Source organism: Variovorax sp. V93 (assembly GCF_041154485.1).
Lineage (GTDB): Bacteria > Pseudomonadota > Gammaproteobacteria > Burkholderiales > Burkholderiaceae_C > Variovorax > Variovorax beijingensis_A.
The window spans coordinates 4,498,236-4,518,511 of the sequence record NZ_AP028669.1; the positions used below are offsets into that span (position 1 = coordinate 4,498,236).

The following is a 20,276-nucleotide window of genomic DNA, read 5'->3' on the forward strand; positions in this document are numbered from 1 at the left end:
CGGCGGCTCAACGCAGGCTGCTGATCAGCTGCGCACGCGAACGCACGCCGAACAGCAGCAGGATGGTCGATACATGGTTCTTCACCGTGCCTTCGCTCAGGTTCGCGAGCTGGGCGATCTCCTTGTTCGCCTTGCCGTCGAGCACCCATTGCAGCACCTGCATCTGGCGCGGCGTGAGCTCCTGCCAGGCGCTGGCCTGGGCCGATTCGGCATAGCTGCCGGGCGCCTTCGGCACGGTGGCGGGAGGGGGAGCTTCAGACGCGCCGGGCTCGAGCAGGCCGCAGGCGCGGATGAATCCCACCACCTCCTTCAGGTCCGCCGACTTCGGAAGAAAGGCGCTCGCGCCCAGTGCCACCGCTCCCTGTGCCAGGGAGGTGTTGCCGGTGCCCGACAGCACCACGATGCGGGCCGACGGGTGGCGCAGGCGAAATTCCGCGAGGCCGCTCAGGCCATGGGTATCGGGCAGCGCCAGATCCAGCAGCACCAGGCGGATCGACTCGCGGTGCTTCTCGTACAGCGCCAGCGCCTCGGCCGCGCTGGCGGCCTCGAAGACCTCGATGCCCGCCCCCGACGCAGCGGTCTGCGCCTCGATCAGCGCGCGCACGCCGAGCCGCAGCAGGTCGTGGTCGTCCACCACCAGGATCGCGCCGGGCGGATGCGCGGGGATGCCGCCCTCCAGGGTCGGCGGCAGCGGGTTGGAGGGAGATTCGAGCGAAGCCACGCGGTCGATCTTAGCGACGCGCCCGGCGCGCAACAGTGCACTAAGTCATGGGGTAGCCGCCGTTTCGGGGCAGCGCTTGCTCTTCTTTTCATAGCACTTGCCATCCACTGCGCGCGGGAGCACCATGCGCTACCCGCCGCATCGAACGGCGTTTTGGAGACAAGCATGATGCACACCGCCGATGTCCCGCTGGCAGCGGGCGAGCGCAAGGTCGACCGGCTGCTGGCCCACTATGGCGAAAGCCACCGCCATCCGACCAACGAGCTGATTCACTTCGCCGCGATCCCGGCCATCATGCTGAGTCTCGTCGGCCTGCTGTATGCGCTGCATCCCTGGGCCGCCTACGTCTTCGTGGCCGCGAGCCTGGTCTACTACGCCACCCTGCGCTCCCCTGCCTTCCTGGCCGCCATGCTGGCCGGCACGGCCCTCGTGCTGGCGCTGGTTCATGCCATGGGAAGCCTTGTACTGCCGATTTCCGCCGCCATCTTCGTGGTGGCCTGGATCTTCCAGTTCATCGGCCACAGGATCGAAGGCAGGAAACCTTCTTTCTTCGAAGACATCCAATATCTTTGGGTGGGGCCTCTGTTCGTACTTTCGAAGCTGTTTTTGCGCCTCGGTATCCGCTGGTGATCCCCAGGTCGGACGCCGCCGCAGGCCGGATCGCCGTCCGGCTGACAGCTTTGGCTATCGGTGCGATAGAAACTTAGGGGGAACCCTTGGTTTAGCACTCCCTCTAATCGAGTGCTAATATGCCCAATACAAAGGAGTTTCCCCTGATGACCACGCTGTCTGGAGCCTCTGCCAACCAGCTCGCCGTCGCCAATCCATGGTCGATGGTGCCGCCGCTGGGCAACCTGGATGCTTATATTTCGGCCGCCAACCGCCTGCCGATGCTCACGCTCGAAGAAGAGCAGGGCTTCGCACGCCGTCTGCGCGACCACAACGACCTCGAAGCGGCCGGTGCGCTGATCCTCTCGCACCTGCGCCTCGTGGTGTCCATTTCGCGCCAGTATCTGGGCTACGGATTGCCGCACGGCGACCTGATCCAGGAAGGCAACGTCGGCCTCATGAAGGCCGTGAAGCGCTTCGACCCCGACCAGGGCGTGCGGCTCGTGAGCTACGCCATGCACTGGATCAAGGCCGAGATCCACGAATACATCCTGAAGAACTGGCGCATGGTCAAGGTCGCGACGACCAAGGCCCAGCGCAAGCTGTTCTTCAACCTGCGCTCGATGAAGCAGGGCTTCAAGGCCGACTCGGCTGCGGCCGACAACGGCACGCACCGCGACACGCTGAGCCCCGACGAGGTGTCGCAGATGGCGACCCGGCTCAACGTCAAGCCCGAAGAAGTGCTGGAAATGGAAACCCGCCTGTCGGGCGGCGACGTGCTGCTCGATCCGGGTCCGTCGGACGACGGCGACGAGGCCTTCGGTCCGATCGCCTACCTGGCCGATGCCACGCAGGAGCCGACCGCCCTGCTCGAGTCGCAGCAGCGCGACCGGCTCTCGAGCGACGGCATCGCCACCGCGCTCGAAGCGCTGGACGACCGCAGCCGCCGCATCGTCGAAGAGCGCTGGCTCAAGGTCAACGACGACGGCTCGGGCGGCATGACGCTGCACGACTTGGCGGCGGTGTACGGCGTGAGTGCCGAGCGCATTCGCCAGATCGAAGTCGCGGCCATGAAGAAGATGAAGAAGGCGCTGGCAGATTTCGCCTGAGCCCCGTCCCTGCGCTTCACCCGAACAAGCCCGGCCGCGCGCCGGGCTTTTTTCATGCCTGCTTGGCCAGCGTCCGCAGGGCCCGCCGGGCGATGTAGCGGGTGGCGGGTGTGTCCGACTCGGCCACCCAGCGTGCGCAGAGCCGGTCGACCCACTCCGGCTGCGTCTTGCTCGCGTCGTTGAGCCAGTTGGCCACCGAGTTCTGCACGTAGCGGCTGGCGTCGGCCCGCAAGGGCTCGATGAGCGGCAGCGCGCGCCAGGGTTCAGCCTTGAGCGCATCGATCTGCGCGCACCAGACGCCGCGCGGGCGCGTGAGCTCGCTGGCGAAGCGGCGGATGTTCGGATCGGCGTCGGCCGTCCACGGCTGCAGCAGCGCAAGCGACTCGTCGAGCGAGCCGATGACCGCATCGCGCACCGCCATCCAGGCGATTTCGCGCACGCCGAAGTGCGGGTCGGCGGCAAAGCGCCGCACTGCCCCCAGCTGCGCCGCCAGCGGCAGGCCCGAGAGCGTGACCCACTGCGCGGCCCAGCAGCGCGCGACGTCGCTTGCGTGCGTGGCCAGCCGGTGGGCAACGGCGTCGCGCTCGGCATGCAGCGCCGCCAGGTCGTAGAGCGCCCGCGCAATATGGCCGTGCCGCTGCATCGGCTTGAACGCGCCGAGCATGGCGATGGTGTCGGCCAGCCGTTCGCTCGCCGGATCCAGCCCGATATGGGCCGCCACGCTGCGCGCGAGCTGCGGCAATTCGAGCGCCATGAATTCGTTGAGGTTGACGGTCTCGAGCAGCCCGTCGTTGAGCGCGCGCAGCACCTCGGGCGGGATGAGAGCGATGCGGAAGGCGCCCCGGCGCGCCTTCAGGTGCTCGACGGAGGCCACGGCGACCGCGGCGTCCATGGGAGGCAGATAGGTCACGGCCCGGTCAGGACTTGAGCAGCGCCTTGACGTCCGACACCATGGGCGCCACGCCGGCGCCATAGCGCGCATAAAGCCGCAGCCGGCCATCGGTGTCGTAGACGAAGCTGGCGGCCGAATGGTCCATCGAGTAGCTGGTGGGGGTCTTGCCCTCGACCTTCTTGTAGTAGACCTTGAAGTCCTTGGCGAGCTGGGCGAGCTGGTCGGCCGTGGGAATCAGCGCGACGAAGGCCGGGTCGAATGCGCCCATGTAGGCCTTGAGCACCTCGGGCGTGTCGCGCGCCGGGTCGACCGTGACGAACAGCACCTGCAACTTGTCGCCATCGCTGCCGAGCTGCTGCTTGACCTGCGCCATCTCGGTCATGGTGGTGGGGCAGACATCGGGGCACTGCGCATAGCCGAAGAACAGCACAACCACCTTGCCCTTGAAGTCGGCCAGCGTGCGCAGCTTGCCGTCGGCATCCTTCAGCGAGAAGTCGCGGGCGTAGTCGGCGCCGGTGATGTCGACCGCATTGAAGCTGGGCTTGGCTTCGCTGCAGGCCGAAAGCCCGAGGCCCAGGGTGGCGGCCATGCCGGCCCATCCCGCACCGCCGGCAATCAGTTTCAGGGCATTTCGCTTGTTCATGGGCACGGGCGTCCGATCAGTCAATCAATCAACGGAGGTAATGGTCGACGAGCAGTGCCGCGAACAGCACGCTCAGGTGGATCAGCGAGAACCGGAAGGTCTTGCGCGCCAGCGCATCGGAGTAGTTGCGCCAGAGCGCGAAGGCGTAGCCCGTGAAGCCGATGCTCACGCCCACCGCCACCGCCAGGTAGAGCCAGCCGCTCATGCCGTAGATGAAAGGCATCAGGCAGGCCGCGAACAAGATGAAGGTGTAGAGCAGCACCTGCAGCCGCGTGAACTCGTTGCCGTGCGTGACGGGCAGCATCGGGAGGCCGGCCTTGCGGTAGTCCTCGACGCGGTAGAGCGCCAGCGCCCAGAAATGCGGCGGTGTCCACAGGAAGATGATCAGGAACAGGATCAGCGCCTCGGGGCCCACGTCGCCGGTCATCGCGGCCCAGCCCAGCACCGGCGGCATTGCGCCCGAGGCGCCGCCGATCACGATGTTCTGCGGCGTCAGCGGCTTGAGGATCACGGTGTAGATCACTGCGTAGCCGACGAAGGTGGCAAAGGTCAGCCACATGGTGAGCGGATTGACCTGGAACCACAGCAGCGCCGAACCGGCCGCGCACAGCAGCGCCGAGAACACCAGCGCCTGCAGGTCGCTGAGCTGTCCGCGCGCCGTGGGACGCCAGGCAGTGCGCTTCATCTTGGCGTCGATGCCCTTCTCGACCAGGCAATTGAACGCCGCCGCCGCGCCCGCCACCAGCCAGATGCCGATGCAGGCCAGCGCGGCGCGCTGCACGTCGGCCCACGAGGGCAGCCCGGGCACGGCCAGCACCATGCCGATGAGGGCACAGAAAACGATCAGCTGCACCACGCGCGGCTTGGTCAGCGCATAGAACTGGCGCAGCACATTGGCAGTGCTTGTCTGCTGCACGGAAATCGGCGTGCTCACGCGGCGGCCTCCCTCTGGTTGTTGTGTGGGGCGCCGGGCGCCTTGTCTCTGTCGTGTGCGAAAGCAGCCGCAGCCCCGCGGCGGCTCTCGCACAGCGCCCATGTCAGCACCACGGCCAGCGCCGCAGCGCCCCCGGTGTGCAGGACCGCGGCGAGCAGCGGCCAGCCGAGCAGCACGTTGCCCAGGCCCGTGGCCAGCTGGAGCAGCGCGAGCCCCGCGAGCCAGCGCGCCTGCGGCCGCAGCGGCGGCGTGCGGCGCAGCTGCCACGCGAGCACGCCCAGCGCGGCGAACACGGCGTACGCCATCAGCCGATGCACGTAGTGGATGGCAGTGAGCGCGGAAAAATCGAGCGGCACGCCACTGCCGGTCACGCCCAGGTGACGCCAGATCTCGAAGCCCTGCGCAAAATTCATTGGCGGCCACCAACTGCCCTGGCAGGTCGGGAACTGGGTGCAGGCCAGCACCGCATAGTTGGTGCTGACCCAGCCGCCGAGCGCGATCTGCAGCAGCAGCAGGGCCGAGGTGGCGATCAGCCCGTTGCGCAGCGCGGGCGACACGGCCGTGGGCAGGCGGTCCGCGGCGGCCTGCCGGTAGCGCACCGCCTGGATGCACAGCAGCACCAGCAGCACCACGGCGCCCAGCAGGTGCAGCGTGACGATGGCGGGAAAGAGCTTCCAGGTGACCGTGAGCGCGCCGAACGCGCCCTGCAGGCAGACCCAGGCCAGCGTGAGCGCGGGCCACCAGGCGCTGAGCGTGGCGTGCTCGCCGTCCCCCGGCGCGGGCGGCGCGCGGCGTTGGCGCCGCCGCACGACCCAGGTGGCGCCCGCAAGCACGAGGATCAGCACGCCGACGCCGGTGGCCAGGTAGCGGTGCACCATCTCGACCCAGGCCTTGCTGTGCGTGACCGGACCGGTCGGCTGGGCCGACTGCGCCATGGCGATCTCGTGGCGCGCGCCCACCGGGCTCGCGTTGCCGTAGCAGCCCGGCCAATCGGGGCAGCCCAGGCCCGAATCGGTGAGCCGGGTGAAGGCGCCGAACAGCGTGAGGTCGAAGGTGAGGAACAGCGTCAGCACAGTGAGCGCATGCAGCCGGCGCGCCGGTCCGGCGCCCGCGTTGCGGCGCCACACCCACAGCAGCGGGCCGAGCGCGATCAGCACGCCGGCCGCCATCAGCCAGGCGACGGGGGTGAGGTCGTAGAGCGAGCCGGTGTCCATCATGCGGTGCTAGCGGCCGGGCTCGTCCCAGGAGGCAGAAGCGCGCAGCAGGCGGTCGAGGTCGCGCTTGGCGCGGCTGGCGCCCGCGGCGTCCATGCGGGCCGGAAAACGCATCATCCAGTTGCCCATCGGATCGACCACATACAGGTGCTCGGCCAGCCCATGGCCCGGAACCGGCGCGAGCCACCTGGCGAGCTGCTCGGGCGGCACGCGCAGCACCGTGGCGCCGCGCAGGCCGTTGTCCAGCCGCGCCGGAACGGGCGCCGCATCGCTCACGAGCCAGACGCGGTCGAGCCGGTCTTTCTCGCGGCCCAGGCTTTCGCGCAGCTGGCGCTGCAGGTAGAGCTGCTGTTCGCAGAGCGCGTCGCAGGCCGCATCGGCCACCGCCACCAGCAGCCACTGGCCCTTGAGCGTGGCCAGGTCGACCGGCGCACCGCTGCGGTCCGTTGCCGTGAATGCCGGCAGCGTGCGCTGCGGATCGATGAGTTCGCCGTAGACGCTGCGCCCCTCGGGCCGGATCACGTAGTAGGTGAAGTAGGACGCGATGACGGGCGCGGCGCACATCAGCATCACGGCAATCATCTTCCAGCGCCCGGCCACCGTGCGGCGGCCCTCGGCGCCGTCGAGCGCCTGGTTGGGCGACGGCATCGAGTGCACCGTCAGGCCCAGCGGTTCGTCAGAGGCTGCGTTCATCGCGTGCGCGGCGCCGCGAGCGGCGGTAGGGGGAAATGATTTGGAACCAGACATAGAGGATGACCACGAGGGCCGAAAGCCCGAACCACTGGAATGCATAGCCGTAGTGCTTCTCCAGACCCAGAGCGGGGGCCGGCCAGTCGCGCTGCAACCCCTCGGAAGCGGGGCCGACCTGCTGCAGCGACACATCGGTCCGCAGCGGCAGCTTGGTTTCGGCGCGGAACGCTTCCAGGTCGAGATTCTGCCGGATGGGCGAAGACCCCGCGGATTCCGGTGCCGAGGCCGCCGCAGCCGGCTTGCCGAGTTCGAACAAATGGCCCGGCGGCGGCTCGATCAGGCCCGTGACCTCGACGATGCCCGGCGGCGTCTCGACCGCGCCCAGCTGCGTGCGGTCGTTGAAGTTGCGCTGCACCCAGCCGCGCTGGATCATCACGGCCTGGTCGCTGCCTTCCAGGGCGAACGGCGTCAGCACGTAGAAGCCCGGCACGCCATGCATCTGACGGTTGTCCAGGTAGACCGTCTGGGGCGTCAGCCAGAGGCCGCGCAGCCGCACGGGCCGGTGCAGTTCGCCGGCCGGCGCCTCGAGCGCCAGGAACTCGGCCTGGGCCAGCGGCGGTTTCTGCTTCTGGGCCTCGATCTCGGCCTGCAGCGCCTCTTTCTGCGCGGCGCGCGACAGCTGCCAGCGGCCCAGCGACACTGTGGCGGAAAGGGCCAGCACCGCGGCCAGCGTGACCACCAGGAAGCGGCCCCGCCTGGGCCTCGGGCGGGCGGAATGAAGGGGTTCCGGCGTCACTGGAGTGGATGAGGCGTGCGGCCGATAATCGGGGTCATGAAATATTTCGTCGCCCTGGTTTTCGTGGGCATCTTCGCGAGCCTTGCCTTCGCGCTCTTCTACATGCTGAAAGACGGGCGCAACGGGCGCGCCAAGAGCGGCGGCATGGCGCGCGCGCTCACCTTTCGGATCGGCCTGTCGGTGTTTTTGTTCCTCTGCATGCTGCTGGCCTGGAAATTCGGCTACATCCAGCCCACCGGGCTCCCGCTCGGCAAGTAGATGGTGCTCGTTCCACGAGAACCATGAAAAAGGCGCCTTCCGGCGCCTTTTTTTCTGCATGCCGCGGGGGTCGCTCAAAGCCAGTACACCAGCATGTAGAGGCCGAGCCACACCACGTCGACGAAGTGCCAGTACCAGGCCGCGCCCTCGAAGCCGAAATGGCGCTCCGGCGTGAAGTGGCCGTTCTGCAGGCGCAGCGTGATGAACAGCAGCATCAGCATGCCGATGAACACATGCAGGCCGTGGAAGCCGGTCAGCATGAAGAAGGTCGAGCCGTAGGCACCGGAGCTGAGCTTGAGGTTCAGGTCCGTGTACAGGTGGTGGTACTCGTAGCCCTGCACGCCCAGGAAGAGCACGCCGAGCAGCACGGTGAGCCACATGAAGCGGATGGTCTGGGCACGATGGCCGGCGCGCAGCGCGTGGTGGGCAATGGTAAGCGTCACGCCCGAGCTCAGCAGCAGCGCGGTGTTGATCGTGGGCAGCCAGAACGGGCCGACGGTCTGGAAGGGCTCGACGATGTCGGCCGGCGAACCGGTGGCGCCGGCGGCAACGCTGGGCCAGACGGCCTTGAAGTCGGGCCAGAGCAGTGCGTTGTCGAGGCTGCCGAGTGCCGGCAGCGAATGGGTGCGGGTCCACCACAGCGCGGTGAAGAAGGCGCCGAAGAACATCACTTCGGAGAAGATGAACCAGCTCATGCTCCAGCGGAACGAGAGGTCGATCTTGTGGCCGTACTGGCCGCTTTCGCTTTCGCCGATGGCGGTGCGGAACCAGACGAACAGCGTGGCGAGCCACGCGACCATGCCCGCCAGCAGGGACCAGGCGCCCCATTGGTGGCCGTTGATCCACTGGCCCGCGCCGAGAATCACGAAGAACAGGCCGGTCGCGGCCATGACCGGGTAGGCGGACGGCCCGGGCACAAAGTAGTAGGGCGTGGTGCCGTGGGTGGTTGAACTCATATCAGCTCCTGGCTTTCTTTCTTCTCTCGATTCGATGGGTTCTGGATGTCGTGGGCCATGCGGACCGGGTTCAGGGCGCAACCACGTAGCGCACCAGCAGCACCAGGCCGACGATGAAAACGATGACCGCGGCAAAGGCCACCGCGATGATGTGCAGCGGGTTCAGCTTGGCCAGGTCGTCCTGGTAGGCGCTCTTCTTGCGCACCCCGAAGAACGACCAGCACACGGCCTTCACCGTGTCCCACAGCGTGGCCTTGGGCGGCGTGTTCGGCGCGGTCACGAACGGGGCTCATGGGCAGCATTCGAAACAGCGGCCACCGGCGCCGCGGGCGTCTTGCCGCCGACTTCGAAGAAGGTGTAGGACAGCGTGATGGTCTTCACGTCCCTGGAGATCTTCGGGTCGATCACGAAGGCGACGGGCCACTGCTTCTTCTCGCCCGGGTCGAGCGTGTACTGGTTGAAGCAGAAGCACTCCAGCTTGTTGAAGTACGGCGCGGCCTGCTGCGGCGCATAGCTCGGAATGGCCTGCGCCGCCATGCGGCGGTTCTGCACGTTCTGGAATTCGTAGAGCACGGTGTTGAGCTGGCCGGGGTGCACCTGCATCGTCCGCTCGGCGGGCTTGAAGTCCCAGAGGCCGCCGCGCACGTTGGAGTCGAACTCGACCGTGATCGTGCGCGTGGTGTCGACCTGCGTGTTGTCGGGCACGCGCACGTTCTTGCCGCCGCTCGCGCCGCCCGGCACCTCGAGCTCGTTGAGCGCGAGGATGTTGATGCCGGTCATTTCGCAGATGGCGCGATAGAGCGGCACCAGGGCATAGCCGAACGCGAACATGCCGCAGGTCACCACGGCCAGCTTGCCGACCATGCGGACATTGGCGCGCTTGATGCGTTCACCGAGGCTCATGATGCAGGCGGCTCCGTGGGCTTGTGCTTCAGCGTCCGCCGAACCAGATCATGCGAACCAGGAATCCGAGAAAGAACAGCACGGCAATGGAGGCCAGCGTGAGCCCCATGCGGCGGTTGTTCCTTTTTTGTTCGGGCGTGGTCATCGTGGTCATGCAAGCCGGCGGCCTGGTGCCGTTCAGCCGATCACCTTGGTGGCGGTCGCATCGAGCTTGGGCGGGTTCTCGAAGGTGTGGAAGGGCGCCGGCGACGGCACTTCCCACTCGAGGCCTTCAGCCGCTTCCCAGGGCTTCTGCGCTGCCTTCTCGCCCTTGCCGAGCATGGTCGGCAGCACGATGAAGAAGAAGAAGTACACCTGCGCGAGACCGAAGGCGAACGCACCCACCGAAGCCACCGCGTTGAAGTCGGCGAACTGCATCGGGTAGTCGGCATAGCGGCGCGGCATGCCCGCCAGGCCGAGGAAGTGCATCGGGAAGAAGGTGACGTTGAACGAGATCAGCGACCACCAGAAGTGGATCTTGCCGCGCGTTTCGTTGTACATCACGCCGGTCCACTTGGGTGCCCAGTAGTAGTAGCCCGCGAACATGGCATAGAGCGAACCGGCCACGAGCACGTAGTGGAAGTGGGCCACCACGTAGTAGGTGTCCTGCAGCTGGATGTCGATCGGGGCGATGGCCAGGATGAGGCCGGTGAAACCGCCCATCGTGAACACGAAGATGAAGCCCACCGCGAACAGCATCGGGGTTTCGAAGGTCATCGAGCCCTGCCACATGGTGGCGATCCAGTTGAAGATCTTCACAGCCGTGGGCACTGCGATCAGCATGGTCGCGTACATGAAGAACAACTGGCCCGTGACCGGCATGCCGGTCGTGAACATGTGGTGCGCCCAGACGATGAACGACAGGATCGCGATCGACGAGGTGGCGTACACCATCGAGGCGTAGCCGAACAGCCGCTTGCGCGAGAACGCCGGCACGATCTGGCTGATGATGCCGAAGGCCGGCAAGATCATGATGTAGACCTCGGGGTGACCGAAGAACCAGAAGATGTGCTGGTACATCACCGGGTCGCCGCCGCCGGCGGGGTTGAAGAAGCTGGTGCCGAAGTGGCGGTCGGTCAGCGTCATGGTGATGGCGCCGGCGAGCACGGGCATCACGGCGATCAGCAGGTAGGCGGTGATGAGCCAGGTCCAGCAGAACATCGGCATCTTCATGAGCGTCATGCCGGGGGCGCGCATGTTCAGGATGGTGACGATGATGTTGATCGAGCCCATGATCGACGAGGCGCCCATGATGTGCATCGCGAAGATGCCGGCGTCCATCGAAGGGCCCATCTGCAGCGTGAGCGGTGCGTAGAGCGTCCAGCCCGCGGCGGGCGCGCCGCCGGGCATGAAGAACGAGCCCACGAGCATCAGCGCGGCGGGGATCAGCAGCCAGAAGCTGAAGTTGTTCATGCGCGCGAACGCCATGTCGGATGCGCCGATCTGCAGCGGGATCATCCAGTTCGCGAAGCCGACGAAGGCCGGCATGATGGCGCCGAACACCATGATCAGGCCGTGCATGGTGGTGAACTGGTTGAACAGTTCGGGGTTCACCAGTTGCAGGCCGGGCTGGAACAGCTCGGCGCGGATCAGCAGCGCAAGCACGCCGCCAACCATCAGCATGGTGAAGCTGAACAGCAGGTAGAGCGTGCCGATGTCCTTGTGGTTGGTGGCAAACACCCAGCGGCGCCAGCCGGTGGGCGCTGCGTGGTGCTCGTCGTGTGCGTGGCCGTCGTGGGCGTGACCGTGGGGGTCGAGGACTGCACTCATTTCGTTGTTCCTTGCAATTTCTTCGTCGCGGGGCGCTTGGGCACGGTCACTTGCCGCGCAGGGCCAGAACTTCGGCCGGCTGCACCAGCTGGCCCGTCTTGTTCGACCAGCTGTTCTTGGTGTAGGTGGCGACGGCCGCGAGGTCGGTGTCGCTCAGCTGCTTCCAGGAGGGCATCGCACCGTTGTTCTGGCCGTTGAGCAGCACCATCAGCTGCACCTTGTGGTCCGCATCGAGCACCTTGGGGCTGGCGTCCAGAGGCTTGATCGGGCCGGCGCCCTTGCCGTTGGCCTGATGGCAGGCCGCGCAGTTGGCAGCATAGACCTTCTCGCCGCGCGTCAGCATCTCGGGCAGGGCCCAGACCTTGCCTGGATCGTCGAGCTTGGCCGCGGCTTCCTTGCGCTTGCCATCGACCCAGGCCGTGTAGTCGGCAGCCGAGACCACCTTCACGTGGATCGGCATGTAGGCGTGTTCCTTGCCGCAGAGTTCCTGGCACTGGCCGTAGTAGTCGCCCACGGTCTCGGCGCGGAACCAGGTGTCGCGCACGAAGCCGGGAATCGCGTCCTGCTTGATGCCCAGCTGGGGCACGGCAAACGCGTGGATCACGTCGTTGGCAGTGGTGATGATGCGGACCTTCTTCTGGACCGGCACCACCAGCGGGTTGTCGACCTTGAAGAGGTAGTCGTCGGGCATGGCACCCTTGGCGCCGGCGTCGGACATGGCGCGCTGCGAGCTGTCGAGCGTGGAGATGAAGGCCAGGCCCTCGCCTTCGCCGTTCAGGTAGTCGTAGCCCCACTTCCACTGGTAGCCGGTGGTCTTGATGGTGAGGTCGGCGTTGGTGGTGTCCTTCTGGGCCACCAGTACCTTGGTGGCGGGCAGCGCCATCACGATCACGATGATGAAGGGCACGATGGTCCAGATGACCTCGACCACCACCGATTCATGGAAGTTGGCCGCCTTGTGGCCGACCGACTTGCGGTGCTTCCATATCGAATAGAACATGACCGCGAACACGGCAACGAAGATGACCGTGCACAGGATCATCATCACCGTATGCAGGAAATGCTGTTCCTGCGCAATCTTGGTGACGCCCAGCGGAAGATTCAGCTGGCGCACCGACGGACCGCCGGGCAGATCGTTGACTGCGTGCGCCGCGCCGCTGAAAGCCGCGCCGGCCGCCAGCAACAGATTCGCCGGCCTGTACTTATTGCGCCAAATGCTCTTCATCGTGTTCACGTTTCTTCAATTTTTTTCAACAAACCCAACCGTGCAGCGCCGCGCGAGCCCTCAGGCGCCACGCAACGCCATGCGAATCTCGCGCGCCAATGCGGCTCGCAACTCCGGGCGTACATAGCGCCCCACCCTGACCGATCGACCCTGACCCGAGACCTCGATCAGCGAACGATCGCTGGCCTGCGGTTCGATCCGCACCTGGTGCGGCAGAAATTCCGTGCGCTCGTAGTCTCCACCGTTCTCGAGCTCCACCACCAGCCGGCCGCCCTGCAGCGCAATCCGTTCTCCATCGGTTGCGTGCCGTGCGTACAGCATGAACGCGAAACCCACCGCGGCCAGTTCGAGCCAGGCAAAAGGCAGAACCAGCGGCGCACCGAGCATCCAGAAGACCGCGCCGATACCGAGCGATACCACGCACAGCGAGGCGTAGAGCCAGCCCAGCTGGCTCGGCGTCACCGAGCAGTTGCGCTTCAGGAACCAGTGGATGTTCTGGCCTGAAACGGTGGCAAAACGAAACACGGAATTCGACACGGGCGAGTTCAGCAAATCGGTGCGTCGACGGCTGCCCAACCCCTTGTCTCCACAGGATCGGACAGACCTCGTTCGCGGAACACTACCCGCGAGTTTCACGCAACGGCGGATTGTAGCGGGTAGACACAGGCGCCCAGTCGCGGATGCGCAGCTGGCCGGGCGCGCCGGTCAGGCGCCGGGCCGTCCGCGCTGCAGCATCGAACGCATCTCGCGCAGCGACACCGCGCTCTCGGCGGAAAGCGCCACGCGCGGCGCGGGCTTGAAGGCATGGCCGTAGATGACCTCGAAGGTCAGCGCGATGCGCCCGCCGCCCTCCTGCGCCGGCGCCAGCTCGGGCAGCGCATGCTTGAGCGCCCGGTGCCATGCCTTGCCGCGCAGCGCCGGGAAGCGCGCCGGATGCAGGTTGCGCCCGAGCGTGCGCAGTTCGGACAGCGCCGCCTCGGGCGTGGCCCAGGTGAGCACGATGCGCTCCATGTCCATCACCGGCTCGGCGAAGCCGGCATGCACCAGCATGTCGCCCCAGTCGTGCATGTCGGTGTATTCGTGGCCCGCGGCCGGCCAGCCCAGGCGCGTGTGCAGTGCCCGCAGCTCGCGGACCGTGTCGGGGCCCAGGCACGAGAACATCAGGAAGCCGTCGGTCGCCACCAGCCGGTGCCAGCGCGCGATGAGCGCCTCGGGGTCGGCCGCCATGTGCAGCGACATGTTGGCCCAGAGCAGGTCCACGCCGTCTTCGGGCGGTGCGTCGAAGCGCAGCTTGCTGCCCTGCCAGCGGCGCGCACTCCACCAGGGCGCGGCCAGCGCCTCGCCGGCCGCGGCGGCCAGGTTCGCCTCGGGTTCGATCACGAAGCAGGCGGCTTCGCGGTAGCGCCGGGCCACCAGCTCGTGCGCCTCGAGGCCGCCGCGCAGCGGCGCCCAGTCGGCCCAGGTGCGCGGCTGCGCCTTGATCCATTGCAGCCGGTCTTCCATGCGGCGGCCGATTTCCTCGTGCAGCCAGGGCGAGCCGTCGGCAGGCGCGAGCTGGCTCCAGCGCGCGGCCGCCGTGGGATCGATGGTCGGCGGTCTTCTTGCGGGGTCGGTGGCCATGGGGCCGTGAGTATATTGAGCCCATGTTCAGCCGTTGGGCCGACCGGCCTTTGACCTCTCTGCTCGCACGGCTGCCCAGCCAGTGCGAGGTGTGCCGCGCATGGCCTTCGCGGCGCGTCTGCGATGCCTGCGTGGCGCGCTTCGCGCCGCCGGCCGCGCGCTGCGGCAGCTGCGCCCTGCCGGTGCCGGAGGGCGTGGCCCGGTGCAGCGAATGCCTGCGCGATCCGCCGCCGCTCGACGCCTGCTTCGCAGCCTGCGCCTATGTGTGGCCCTGGCCCGATTGCATTGCTCAATTCAAGTTCCATGGCGAGGCCGGCTGGGCCGGACCGCTCGCCACGCTGATGCGCAGCGTGCCGTGGGTGGAGCCGGCGCTGGAACAGTGCGACCGGGTGCTGCCCATGCCGATGGCGCCGGCCCGGCTGCGCGAGCGCGGCTTCAACCAGGCGCTCGAACTGGCGCGCCGGCTCGCGCCCGGCAAGACCGACGCGGCGCTGCTCCTGCGCACCCGCGAGACGCCGGCGCAGAGCGGTCTCGCGCGCGCCGAGCGCCTGCGCAACCTGCGCGGCGCCTTCGCGGTGGAGCCCTTGCGCGCCCACGAGCTGCAAGGCCGGCGCGTGGTGCTGGTCGACGACGTGATGACCAGCGGCGCCTCGCTGTTCGCGGCCGCCGCGGCGCTGCGGCTGGCGGGCGCGGCGCATGTCGCGGCCATCGTGTTCGCGCGCACCGATCCGCCGCATTGAGCACCGCGACAATCGGCGCATGTTCCATATCGTCCTGGTCCAGCCCGAAATCCCGCCGAACACGGGCAATGTGATCCGCCTTGCCGCCAACACCGGCTGCACGCTCCACCTGGTCGAGCCGCTGGGTTTCTCGATGGACGACCGCCTGCTGCGCCGCGCCGGGCTCGACTATCACGAATATGCCGAAGTGAAGCGCCACGCCGGCTGGCAGGCGCTGCTCGAGGCCGAGCGGCCGGCCGCCGAGCGCATGTTCGCGCTCACCACGCGCGGCACGCGGGCCGTGCACGATGTGCGCTTCCAGCCGGGCGACTGGCTGGTGTTCGGCTCGGAAACCAGCGGCCTGCCGCCCGCGGTGCGCGAGGGCTTTGCCGAACCGCAGCGCCTGCGGCTGCCGATGCGCGAGGGGCAGCGCAGCCTGAATCTCTCGAACGCCGTGGCGGTGACCGTCTTCGAGGCCTGGCGCCAGAACGGCTTCGGCTGAGCCGAGCCTCAGCGGTAGCGGCGCACCACCGATTCGGCCACGCAGGCCGGCTTGGCCACGCCTTCGAGTTCGATCGTGGCTTCCCAGGTCATCTGGATGCCGTCGTCGGCGATCGGCTCCGCCGTGAGCAGCTTCATGCGCGCGCGCAGCCGCTTGCCCACCGGCACCGGCGACATGAAGCGCACCCGGTTCAGGCCGTAGTTCACGCCCATGCGCGATTCGACCACCTCGAGCGCCGTCTCGAAGAAGCGCGGCAGCAGCGACAGCGTCAGGAAGCCATGGGCGATCGGCCCGCCGAAGGGCCCGGCCTTGGCGCGCTCGATGTCGACATGGATCCACTGGTGGTCGCCCGTGGCCTCGGCGAACTGGTTCACCTGCTCTTGCGTGATGGCGATCCAGTCGCTCACGGCAACTTCCTGGCCGACGCAGGCCGCAAGATCCTGAAGCGTCTGGAATGTCTTTTTGGTCATGCGGGGCATTCTGGCGCCAAGGCCGGCGGCCTGGCTGTCGGCCTTGCGACAGCCACGGTCCTCAGCCTTCCAGCCAGTCGCAGATCGGCTGCCACTGCGCCAGGTCGCGCTGCACCCGGCCCGGCGCGATGTCGAACAGCGTGAGCCCGCGCGCCGCGAGCTGCACGTAGTTCTGCGTGTCGCGCAGTTCGCCCAGCACCGGCACGCCGAGGCTGGCGATGAACTCGTGCAGCCGGTCGGCCGCCAGGGTGCGGGCGTTCACGCGCATGCCCACGAGGCTGACCCTCGTCTTTTCGGCGCGGCGCTGCTCCTTGAGCCGGTCGAGGAAGTCGCGCGTGGCGTAGATGTCGAAGATGCTCGGCTGCAGCGGCACGATCACCCGGTCGGCCAGCGCCAGCACCTCCTTGAAGCGCCAGCCGTGCAGGCCGGCGGGAGTGTCGAGCACGGCATGCGTGGTGCCGCGCGGCGGCCGCACCACGACGCTGTCGCCGGTGGCTTCCCAGGTGGCGATGGGGCGCGCCTGCGGCGGGCGCAGGCCGAGCCAGAGGCGCGAGGACTGCTGGCGGTCCACGTCGCCCAGCATCACCGCATGGCCGCGGCTCGCAAAGTAGCCCGCAATGTTCGTTGCGAGCGTCGATTTGCCTACGCCGCCCTTGGGATTGGCGACCAGAACCACCGGCATAGCATCTCCTCCAGAGCTGGAAACCCCCGCATCGTAGCGACACGGGATGCGCCCGGCCCCGGCAAGCGCCAAACCTGCGCTATGTTCGCGGCATGACGACAACAACATCGGCCGCCGGCGACACCGGCGGCATCTACGTGCTCGCGGCCCATCCGCACTGGCGCGACTCGCGCGTGAACCGGCGCATGCTGGCCGCCGCGCGCGGCGTGCCGGGGGTCGAGGTGAACGACCTCTACGGCAGCTACCCCGACTTCGCGATCGACGTCGAGGCCGAACACGCCCGGCTCGCCAGGGCCAGCCTGGTGGTGCTGCTGCATCCTATCCAGTGGTATTCGATGCCGGCGCTGCAGAAACTCTGGCTCGACGACGTGCTCAGCTACGGATGGGCCTACGGTCCTGGGGGCACGGCCCTGCAGGGCAAGGACTGCTGGCTGGTCGCCACCACGGGCAGCCCCGAGCCGAGCTACCACCCCCAGAGCTACCACCGCTATTTCTTCGACGCCTTTCTGCCGCCCTACGAGCAGACCGCGGCGCTGTGCGGCATGCGCTTCCTGCCGCCGCTGGTCTTGCACGGCGCACGCAGCGCCGCCGAGGACGAGGTGGCGGCGCACGTCGACGTGTTCGCCCAGCGGCTCGGCAGCTATCCCCAATGGCCCGAACTCGAGGAGCTCGAAGCCTGCGTGGCCTGCCCGGTGCCCGAAACCGACCGCCCGGCCGAAGCCGAAGAACAGAACGACGAAAAAGGCATGGCCTGAGCATGGAACACGCACCCGCCTGGCTGACCAACAGCCTGATCTACCTGGGCGCCGCCGTGCTGGTGGTGCCGCTGTCCAAGGCGCTGGGCCTGGGCTCGATCATCGGCTACCTCGTGGCCGGCATCGCGATCGGCCCCTGGGGGCTCGGGCTCGTCTCCAGCGTGGAAGACGTGCTGCATTTCGCCGAGTTCGGCGTGGTGCTGATGCTGTTTCTGGTGGGCCTGGAGCTCGAACCCAAGCGCCTGTGGAACCTGCGCCGGCCGATCTTCGGCTGGGGCACCGCGCAGGTGCTGAGCTGCGCGCTGGCGCTGTTCGCCGTCGGCTTTGCCGCGGGCGTGGCATGGCGCGTGGCGCTGGTGGCGGCGCTCGGCCTGGCGCTGTCTTCCACGGCGATTGCGCTGCAGGTGCTGGGCGAGCGCAACCTGCTGAAGACGCCGAGCGGCCAGGCGGGCTTCTCGATCCTGCTGTTCCAGGACGTGGCGGCCATCCCGATCCTCGCGCTGCTGCCGCTGCTGGCGGGCGCCACGGCGGCCGAACAGTCGCTCAGCGGGCTGGACCGCACGCTCGAGGGCCTGAAGATCGTCGGCGTGATCGCCGGCATCATCCTCGGCGGCCGGCTGGCCCTGCGGCCGCTGCTGCGCTGGATCGCGCGCAGCGACACACCCGAGATCTTCACCGCCGCGGCGCTGCTGCTGGTGGTGGCCATCGCCGCGCTGATGCAGTTCGTGGGCCTGTCGATGGCGCTGGGCGCCTTCCTTGCCGGCGTGCTGCTGGCCGAGAGCGAATACCGGCGCGAGCTCGAGACCGACATCGAACCCTTCAAGGGCCTGCTGCTGGGCCTGTTCTTCATTGCCGTGGGCATGTCGATCGACTTCGGCGTGCTGATCGCGAGTCCCGGGCTGATGGCACTGCTGGTGGTCGGCTTCATGGCCATCAAGCTGGCCGTGATCTACGCGCTGGCCAAGGCCATGGGCCTGGCCTACCAGGAGCGGCCGGTGTTCACGCTGCTGCTGGCGCAGGGCGGCGAGTTCGCGTTCGTGGTGTTCCAGGCGGCGGGGCCCGACGTGCTGCCGCCCGAGACCACCTCGCTTTTGATCGGCGCGGTGGCGCTGTCGATGCTGCTGTCGCCGCTCCTGCTGGTGCTGCTCGACAAGTTCGTGCTGCCGCGCTACAGCCGCAGCAACGGCACGCAGCTGGAAGAAATCTCGGAGCAGCAGGACGCCAAGGTGCTGATCTGCGGCTTCGGGCGCTATGGCCAGATCGTGGGCCGCATGCTGATGTCGCAGGGCCTGCGCGTGACGGTGCTCGACCACGACGCCGACACCGTCGAAGGCCTGCGCCAGTTCGGCTTCCGCGTGTTCTATGGCGACGCGACGCGGCTCGACCTGCTGCGCACCGCGGGTGCCGGCACGGCCAAGGCCATCGTGGTGGCGGTGGACGACATCGAGCAGTCGCTGGAGATCGTCGACCTCGTGAAGGAGCACTTTCCGAAGGCCCGCATCATCGCGCGGGCCCGCAACGTGAACCACCTCTTCCAGCTGCGCGACCGCGGCGTGATGGATGTGGAGCGCGAGGTGTTCGAATCGTCGCTGCGCAGCGCGCGCACCGCGCTCGAGGCGCTGGGCTGGCCGGCGCACGAGGCACGCGAATCGGCCATGCGCTTTCGCCGCCGGAATCTCAGGCTCAGCGACGAGATGTACCCGCACTACAAGGACCGCGCCAAGCTGATTGCGGCCAGCAAGGCCGGCCGCCAGCAGTTCCAGGAACAGATGGCGCGCGAACGCGAGGAACGGCAGCGCCGCTCGGGCATGGACTGGAACCTGCTCGACGAGAAGGAAGAGGCGGACGCGTAGTGCGCCCTTGGCCTGCCCTCCCGGCGCTCAGCCCTCCAGCTTCAGCAGCCTGACCGCATTGCCCTTCAGGATGCCCGGCATCACCTCGGGCTTGAAGCCGGCCGCCTCGAAGTCCTTCATCCAGCGGTCGGGCGTGATCAGCGGATAGTCGCTGCCGAACAGGATGCGGTCCTTCAGCAGCGTGTTGGCGTATTGCACCAGCTGCTTCGGAAAGTACTTGGGGCTCCAGCCCGACAGGTCGATCCAGACGTTCGGCTTGTGCGTGGCCACGCTCAGCGCCTCGTCCTGCCAGGGGAAGCTGGGGTGCGCCATCACGATCTGCATGTCCGGGAAGTCGATGGCCACGTCGTCCAGGTGCATCGGATTGCTGTACTCCAGCCTGAGGCCGCCGCCGCAGCGCATGCCCGAGCCGATGCCGCTGTGGCCGGTGTGGAAGATGGCCGGCAGCTGGTGCTCGGCAATCACCTCGTAGAGCGGCCAGGCCATCTTGTCGTAGGGATGGAAGGCCTGCACCGTCGGGTGGAACTTGAAGCCCTTCACGCCGTGCTCCTCGATGAGCCGGCGCGCCTCGCGCGCACCCATCTTTCCCTTGTGCGGATCGATGCTCGCGAAGGCGATCATCATGTCGCTGTTCTTCTGCGCGGCTTCGGCGATTTCCTCGTTCGGGATGCGGCGGCGGCCCATGTTCGATTCGGCGTCGACCATGAACATCACCAGGCCGATCCTGCGTTCGCGGTAGTAGGCCACGCTCTCGGCAATGGTGGGCCGGCCGCTGGAGCCGAAGTACTTGTCGGCGGCGCGGTCGTATTCCTCGCCGTAGTTGTCGAACGGGTTCCAGCAGCTCACTTCGGCGTGGGTGTGGATGTCGATGGCGATCAGGTTCTGGTGGTCCATGTCGTTGTCTCCAGTACGGGTA

25 protein-coding genes are annotated in these 20,276 nt (G+C 67.6%); 7 read left to right on the forward strand and 18 right to left on the reverse strand.

Annotation, left to right across the window (positions count from 1 at the left end):
- Nucleotides 1-7 precede the first annotated feature (7 nt).
- Nucleotides 8-721: a response regulator gene (locus ACAM54_RS21340; protein WP_369648864.1), complete on the reverse strand. Its 714-nt coding sequence runs from the start codon at nt 719-721 to the stop codon at nt 8-10.
- 165 nt (nt 722-886) lie between these two features.
- On the opposite strand from ACAM54_RS21340, the gene ACAM54_RS21345 reads away from it, so the two are divergent.
- Nucleotides 887-1,351, forward strand: coding sequence for a DUF962 domain-containing protein (locus ACAM54_RS21345; protein WP_145740292.1), 465 nt, complete (start codon nt 887-889; stop codon nt 1,349-1,351).
- A 146-nt stretch (nt 1,352-1,497) separates the two neighbouring features.
- Entirely contained in the window at nt 1,498-2,439 is a 942-nt protein-coding gene (rpoH, locus tag ACAM54_RS21350) for an RNA polymerase sigma factor RpoH (protein ID WP_145740290.1), read from the forward strand.
- A gap of 52 nt (nt 2,440-2,491) precedes the next feature.
- Here rpoH and ACAM54_RS21355 read toward each other — a convergent pair whose 3' ends face one another.
- Genes ACAM54_RS21355 through ACAM54_RS21380 form a run of 6 tightly spaced genes read right to left on the reverse strand, consistent with a single transcriptional unit; the run spans nt 2,492 to nt 7,608 of the window.
- Nucleotides 2,492-3,349, reverse strand: a complete 858-nt coding sequence (locus ACAM54_RS21355; RefSeq protein ID WP_369648865.1) for a DNA alkylation repair protein — start codon at nt 3,347-3,349, stop codon at nt 2,492-2,494.
- A 7-nt stretch (nt 3,350-3,356) separates the two neighbouring features.
- Nucleotides 3,357-3,974 carry an SCO family protein gene (locus ACAM54_RS21360; protein WP_369648866.1) on the reverse strand — a complete coding sequence of 206 codons (618 nt, stop codon included), beginning with the start codon at nt 3,972-3,974 and terminating at the stop codon, nt 3,357-3,359.
- Between the two features lie 28 nt (nt 3,975-4,002).
- Nucleotides 4,003-4,908 carry a heme o synthase gene (gene cyoE / locus ACAM54_RS21365; protein ID WP_145740285.1) on the reverse strand — a complete coding sequence of 302 codons (906 nt, stop codon included), beginning with the start codon at nt 4,906-4,908 and terminating at the stop codon, nt 4,003-4,005.
- Nucleotides 4,905-6,125: a heme A synthase gene (locus ACAM54_RS21370; protein ID WP_369648867.1), complete on the reverse strand. Its 1,221-nt coding sequence runs from the start codon at nt 6,123-6,125 to the stop codon at nt 4,905-4,907. The genes cyoE and ACAM54_RS21370 overlap by 4 nt, the downstream gene beginning before the upstream one ends.
- 6 nt (nt 6,126-6,131) lie before the next feature.
- Nucleotides 6,132-6,815, reverse strand: a complete 684-nt coding sequence (locus ACAM54_RS21375) for a hypothetical protein (protein ID WP_145740281.1) — start codon at nt 6,813-6,815, stop codon at nt 6,132-6,134.
- The gene (locus ACAM54_RS21380; protein WP_145740279.1) at nt 6,799-7,608 is read right to left on the reverse strand and encodes an SURF1 family protein; all 810 of its coding nucleotides are present in this window, start codon (nt 7,606-7,608) and stop codon (nt 6,799-6,801) included. Before ACAM54_RS21380 ends, ACAM54_RS21375 begins: the two co-directional genes overlap by 17 nt.
- 36 nt (nt 7,609-7,644) lie before the next feature.
- Here ACAM54_RS21380 and ACAM54_RS21385 point away from each other — a divergent pair, with 36 nt between their 5' ends.
- A complete protein-coding gene (locus ACAM54_RS21385) occupies nt 7,645-7,866 on the forward strand; it encodes a twin transmembrane helix small protein (protein WP_015867156.1) in 222 nt (73 codons plus the stop codon).
- 74 nt (nt 7,867-7,940) lie between these two features.
- Here the strand turns inward: ACAM54_RS21385 and ACAM54_RS21390 are convergent, their stop codons facing one another.
- The 8 genes from ACAM54_RS21390 to ACAM54_RS21425 form a co-directional block, all read right to left on the reverse strand.
- Complete coding sequence (locus ACAM54_RS21390; protein ID WP_369648868.1) at nt 7,941-8,822, reverse strand: cytochrome c oxidase subunit 3; 882 nt, start codon at nt 8,820-8,822, stop codon at nt 7,941-7,943.
- A gap of 70 nt (nt 8,823-8,892) precedes the next feature.
- Nucleotides 8,893-9,102 (reverse strand): DUF2970 domain-containing protein, encoded by a 210-nt coding sequence (locus ACAM54_RS21395; protein WP_015867158.1) that lies wholly within the window; start codon nt 9,100-9,102, stop codon nt 8,893-8,895.
- On the reverse strand, nt 9,099-9,725 hold the full coding sequence (locus tag ACAM54_RS21400) for a cytochrome c oxidase assembly protein (protein ID WP_369648869.1): 627 nt from the start codon (nt 9,723-9,725) through the stop codon (nt 9,099-9,101). The genes ACAM54_RS21395 and ACAM54_RS21400 overlap by 4 nt, the downstream gene beginning before the upstream one ends.
- Before the next feature lie 28 nt (nt 9,726-9,753).
- Nucleotides 9,754-9,870: a cytochrome oxidase small assembly protein gene (locus ACAM54_RS21405; protein ID WP_021009071.1), complete on the reverse strand. Its 117-nt coding sequence runs from the start codon at nt 9,868-9,870 to the stop codon at nt 9,754-9,756.
- A 32-nt stretch (nt 9,871-9,902) separates the two neighbouring features.
- Nucleotides 9,903-11,534 carry a cytochrome c oxidase subunit I gene (gene ctaD, locus ACAM54_RS21410; RefSeq protein WP_015867161.1) on the reverse strand — a complete coding sequence of 544 codons (1,632 nt, stop codon included), beginning with the start codon at nt 11,532-11,534 and terminating at the stop codon, nt 9,903-9,905.
- A 46-nt stretch (nt 11,535-11,580) separates the two neighbouring features.
- Nucleotides 11,581-12,759 (reverse strand): cytochrome c oxidase subunit II, encoded by a 1,179-nt coding sequence (coxB, locus tag ACAM54_RS21415; RefSeq protein WP_145740272.1) that lies wholly within the window; start codon nt 12,757-12,759, stop codon nt 11,581-11,583.
- Between the two features lie 60 nt (nt 12,760-12,819).
- The gene (locus ACAM54_RS21420; protein ID WP_015867163.1) at nt 12,820-13,296 is read right to left on the reverse strand and encodes a DUF2244 domain-containing protein; all 477 of its coding nucleotides are present in this window, start codon (nt 13,294-13,296) and stop codon (nt 12,820-12,822) included.
- Between the two features lie 168 nt (nt 13,297-13,464).
- Nucleotides 13,465-14,379 (reverse strand): class I SAM-dependent methyltransferase, encoded by a 915-nt coding sequence (locus tag ACAM54_RS21425; RefSeq protein WP_369648870.1) that lies wholly within the window; start codon nt 14,377-14,379, stop codon nt 13,465-13,467.
- 23 nt (nt 14,380-14,402) lie between these two features.
- Between ACAM54_RS21425 and ACAM54_RS21430 the strand changes: the two genes are divergently transcribed.
- Nucleotides 14,403-15,119, forward strand: coding sequence for a ComF family protein (locus ACAM54_RS21430; RefSeq protein ID WP_145740268.1), 717 nt, complete (start codon nt 14,403-14,405; stop codon nt 15,117-15,119).
- 19 nt (nt 15,120-15,138) lie between these two features.
- Nucleotides 15,139-15,600, forward strand: coding sequence for a tRNA (uridine(34)/cytosine(34)/5-carboxymethylaminomethyluridine(34)-2'-O)-methyltransferase TrmL (gene trmL, locus ACAM54_RS21435; protein WP_015867166.1), 462 nt, complete (start codon nt 15,139-15,141; stop codon nt 15,598-15,600).
- A gap of 8 nt (nt 15,601-15,608) precedes the next feature.
- Here trmL and ACAM54_RS21440 read toward each other — a convergent pair whose 3' ends face one another.
- Nucleotides 15,609-16,079, reverse strand: coding sequence for a MaoC family dehydratase (locus ACAM54_RS21440; protein WP_145740266.1), 471 nt, complete (start codon nt 16,077-16,079; stop codon nt 15,609-15,611).
- Nucleotides 16,080-16,131: 52 nt separating this feature from the next.
- The gene (locus tag ACAM54_RS21445; protein ID WP_369648871.1) at nt 16,132-16,752 is read right to left on the reverse strand and encodes an AAA family ATPase; all 621 of its coding nucleotides are present in this window, start codon (nt 16,750-16,752) and stop codon (nt 16,132-16,134) included.
- Between the two features lie 92 nt (nt 16,753-16,844).
- On the opposite strand from ACAM54_RS21445, the gene ACAM54_RS21450 reads away from it, so the two are divergent.
- Entirely contained in the window at nt 16,845-17,507 is a 663-nt protein-coding gene (locus ACAM54_RS21450; RefSeq protein WP_369648872.1) for an NAD(P)H-dependent oxidoreductase, read from the forward strand.
- 2 nt (nt 17,508-17,509) lie between these two features.
- The gene (kefC, locus tag ACAM54_RS21455) at nt 17,510-19,360 is read left to right on the forward strand and encodes a glutathione-regulated potassium-efflux system protein KefC (RefSeq protein WP_369648873.1); all 1,851 of its coding nucleotides are present in this window, start codon (nt 17,510-17,512) and stop codon (nt 19,358-19,360) included.
- 27 nt (nt 19,361-19,387) lie between these two features.
- On the opposite strand, the gene ACAM54_RS21460 is transcribed toward kefC, so the two are convergent.
- Entirely contained in the window at nt 19,388-20,254 is an 867-nt protein-coding gene (locus ACAM54_RS21460; RefSeq protein ID WP_369648874.1) for an amidohydrolase family protein, read from the reverse strand.
- Nucleotides 20,255-20,276 lie beyond the last annotated feature (22 nt).

Bases quoted from the DNA above. Each gene is read 5' to 3' on its own strand.
- ACAM54_RS21345 (WP_145740292.1), top strand. From the start codon at position 887: ATGATGCACACCGCCGATGTCCCGCTGGCAGCGGGCGAGCGCAAGGTC.
- rpoH (WP_145740290.1), top strand. From the start codon at position 1,498: ATGACCACGCTGTCTGGAGCCTCTGCCAACCAGCTCGCCGTCGCCAAT.
- ACAM54_RS21360 (WP_369648866.1), bottom strand. From the start codon at position 3,974: ATGAACAAGCGAAATGCCCTGAAACTGATTGCCGGCGGTGCGGGATGG.
- ACAM54_RS21370 (WP_369648867.1), bottom strand. From the start codon at position 6,125: ATGATGGACACCGGCTCGCTCTACGACCTCACCCCCGTCGCCTGGCTG.
- ACAM54_RS21375 (WP_145740281.1), bottom strand. From the start codon at position 6,815: ATGAACGCAGCCTCTGACGAACCGCTGGGCCTGACGGTGCACTCGATG.
- ACAM54_RS21385 (WP_015867156.1), top strand. From the start codon at position 7,645: ATGAAATATTTCGTCGCCCTGGTTTTCGTGGGCATCTTCGCGAGCCTT.
- ACAM54_RS21390 (WP_369648868.1), bottom strand. From the start codon at position 8,822: ATGAGTTCAACCACCCACGGCACCACGCCCTACTACTTTGTGCCCGGG.
- ACAM54_RS21400 (WP_369648869.1), bottom strand. From the start codon at position 9,725: ATGAGCCTCGGTGAACGCATCAAGCGCGCCAATGTCCGCATGGTCGGC.
- ACAM54_RS21405 (WP_021009071.1), bottom strand. From the start codon at position 9,870: ATGACCACGCCCGAACAAAAAAGGAACAACCGCCGCATGGGGCTCACG.
- ctaD (WP_015867161.1), bottom strand. From the start codon at position 11,534: ATGAGTGCAGTCCTCGACCCCCACGGTCACGCCCACGACGGCCACGCA.
- coxB (WP_145740272.1), bottom strand. From the start codon at position 12,759: ATGAAGAGCATTTGGCGCAATAAGTACAGGCCGGCGAATCTGTTGCTG.
- ACAM54_RS21425 (WP_369648870.1), bottom strand. From the start codon at position 14,379: ATGGCCACCGACCCCGCAAGAAGACCGCCGACCATCGATCCCACGGCG.
- ACAM54_RS21430 (WP_145740268.1), top strand. From the start codon at position 14,403: ATGTTCAGCCGTTGGGCCGACCGGCCTTTGACCTCTCTGCTCGCACGG.
- trmL (WP_015867166.1), top strand. From the start codon at position 15,139: ATGTTCCATATCGTCCTGGTCCAGCCCGAAATCCCGCCGAACACGGGC.
- ACAM54_RS21440 (WP_145740266.1), bottom strand. From the start codon at position 16,079: ATGCCCCGCATGACCAAAAAGACATTCCAGACGCTTCAGGATCTTGCG.
- ACAM54_RS21445 (WP_369648871.1), bottom strand. From the start codon at position 16,752: ATGCCGGTGGTTCTGGTCGCCAATCCCAAGGGCGGCGTAGGCAAATCG.
- ACAM54_RS21450 (WP_369648872.1), top strand. From the start codon at position 16,845: ATGACGACAACAACATCGGCCGCCGGCGACACCGGCGGCATCTACGTG.
- kefC (WP_369648873.1), top strand. From the start codon at position 17,510: ATGGAACACGCACCCGCCTGGCTGACCAACAGCCTGATCTACCTGGGC.
- ACAM54_RS21460 (WP_369648874.1), bottom strand. From the start codon at position 20,254: ATGGACCACCAGAACCTGATCGCCATCGACATCCACACCCACGCCGAA.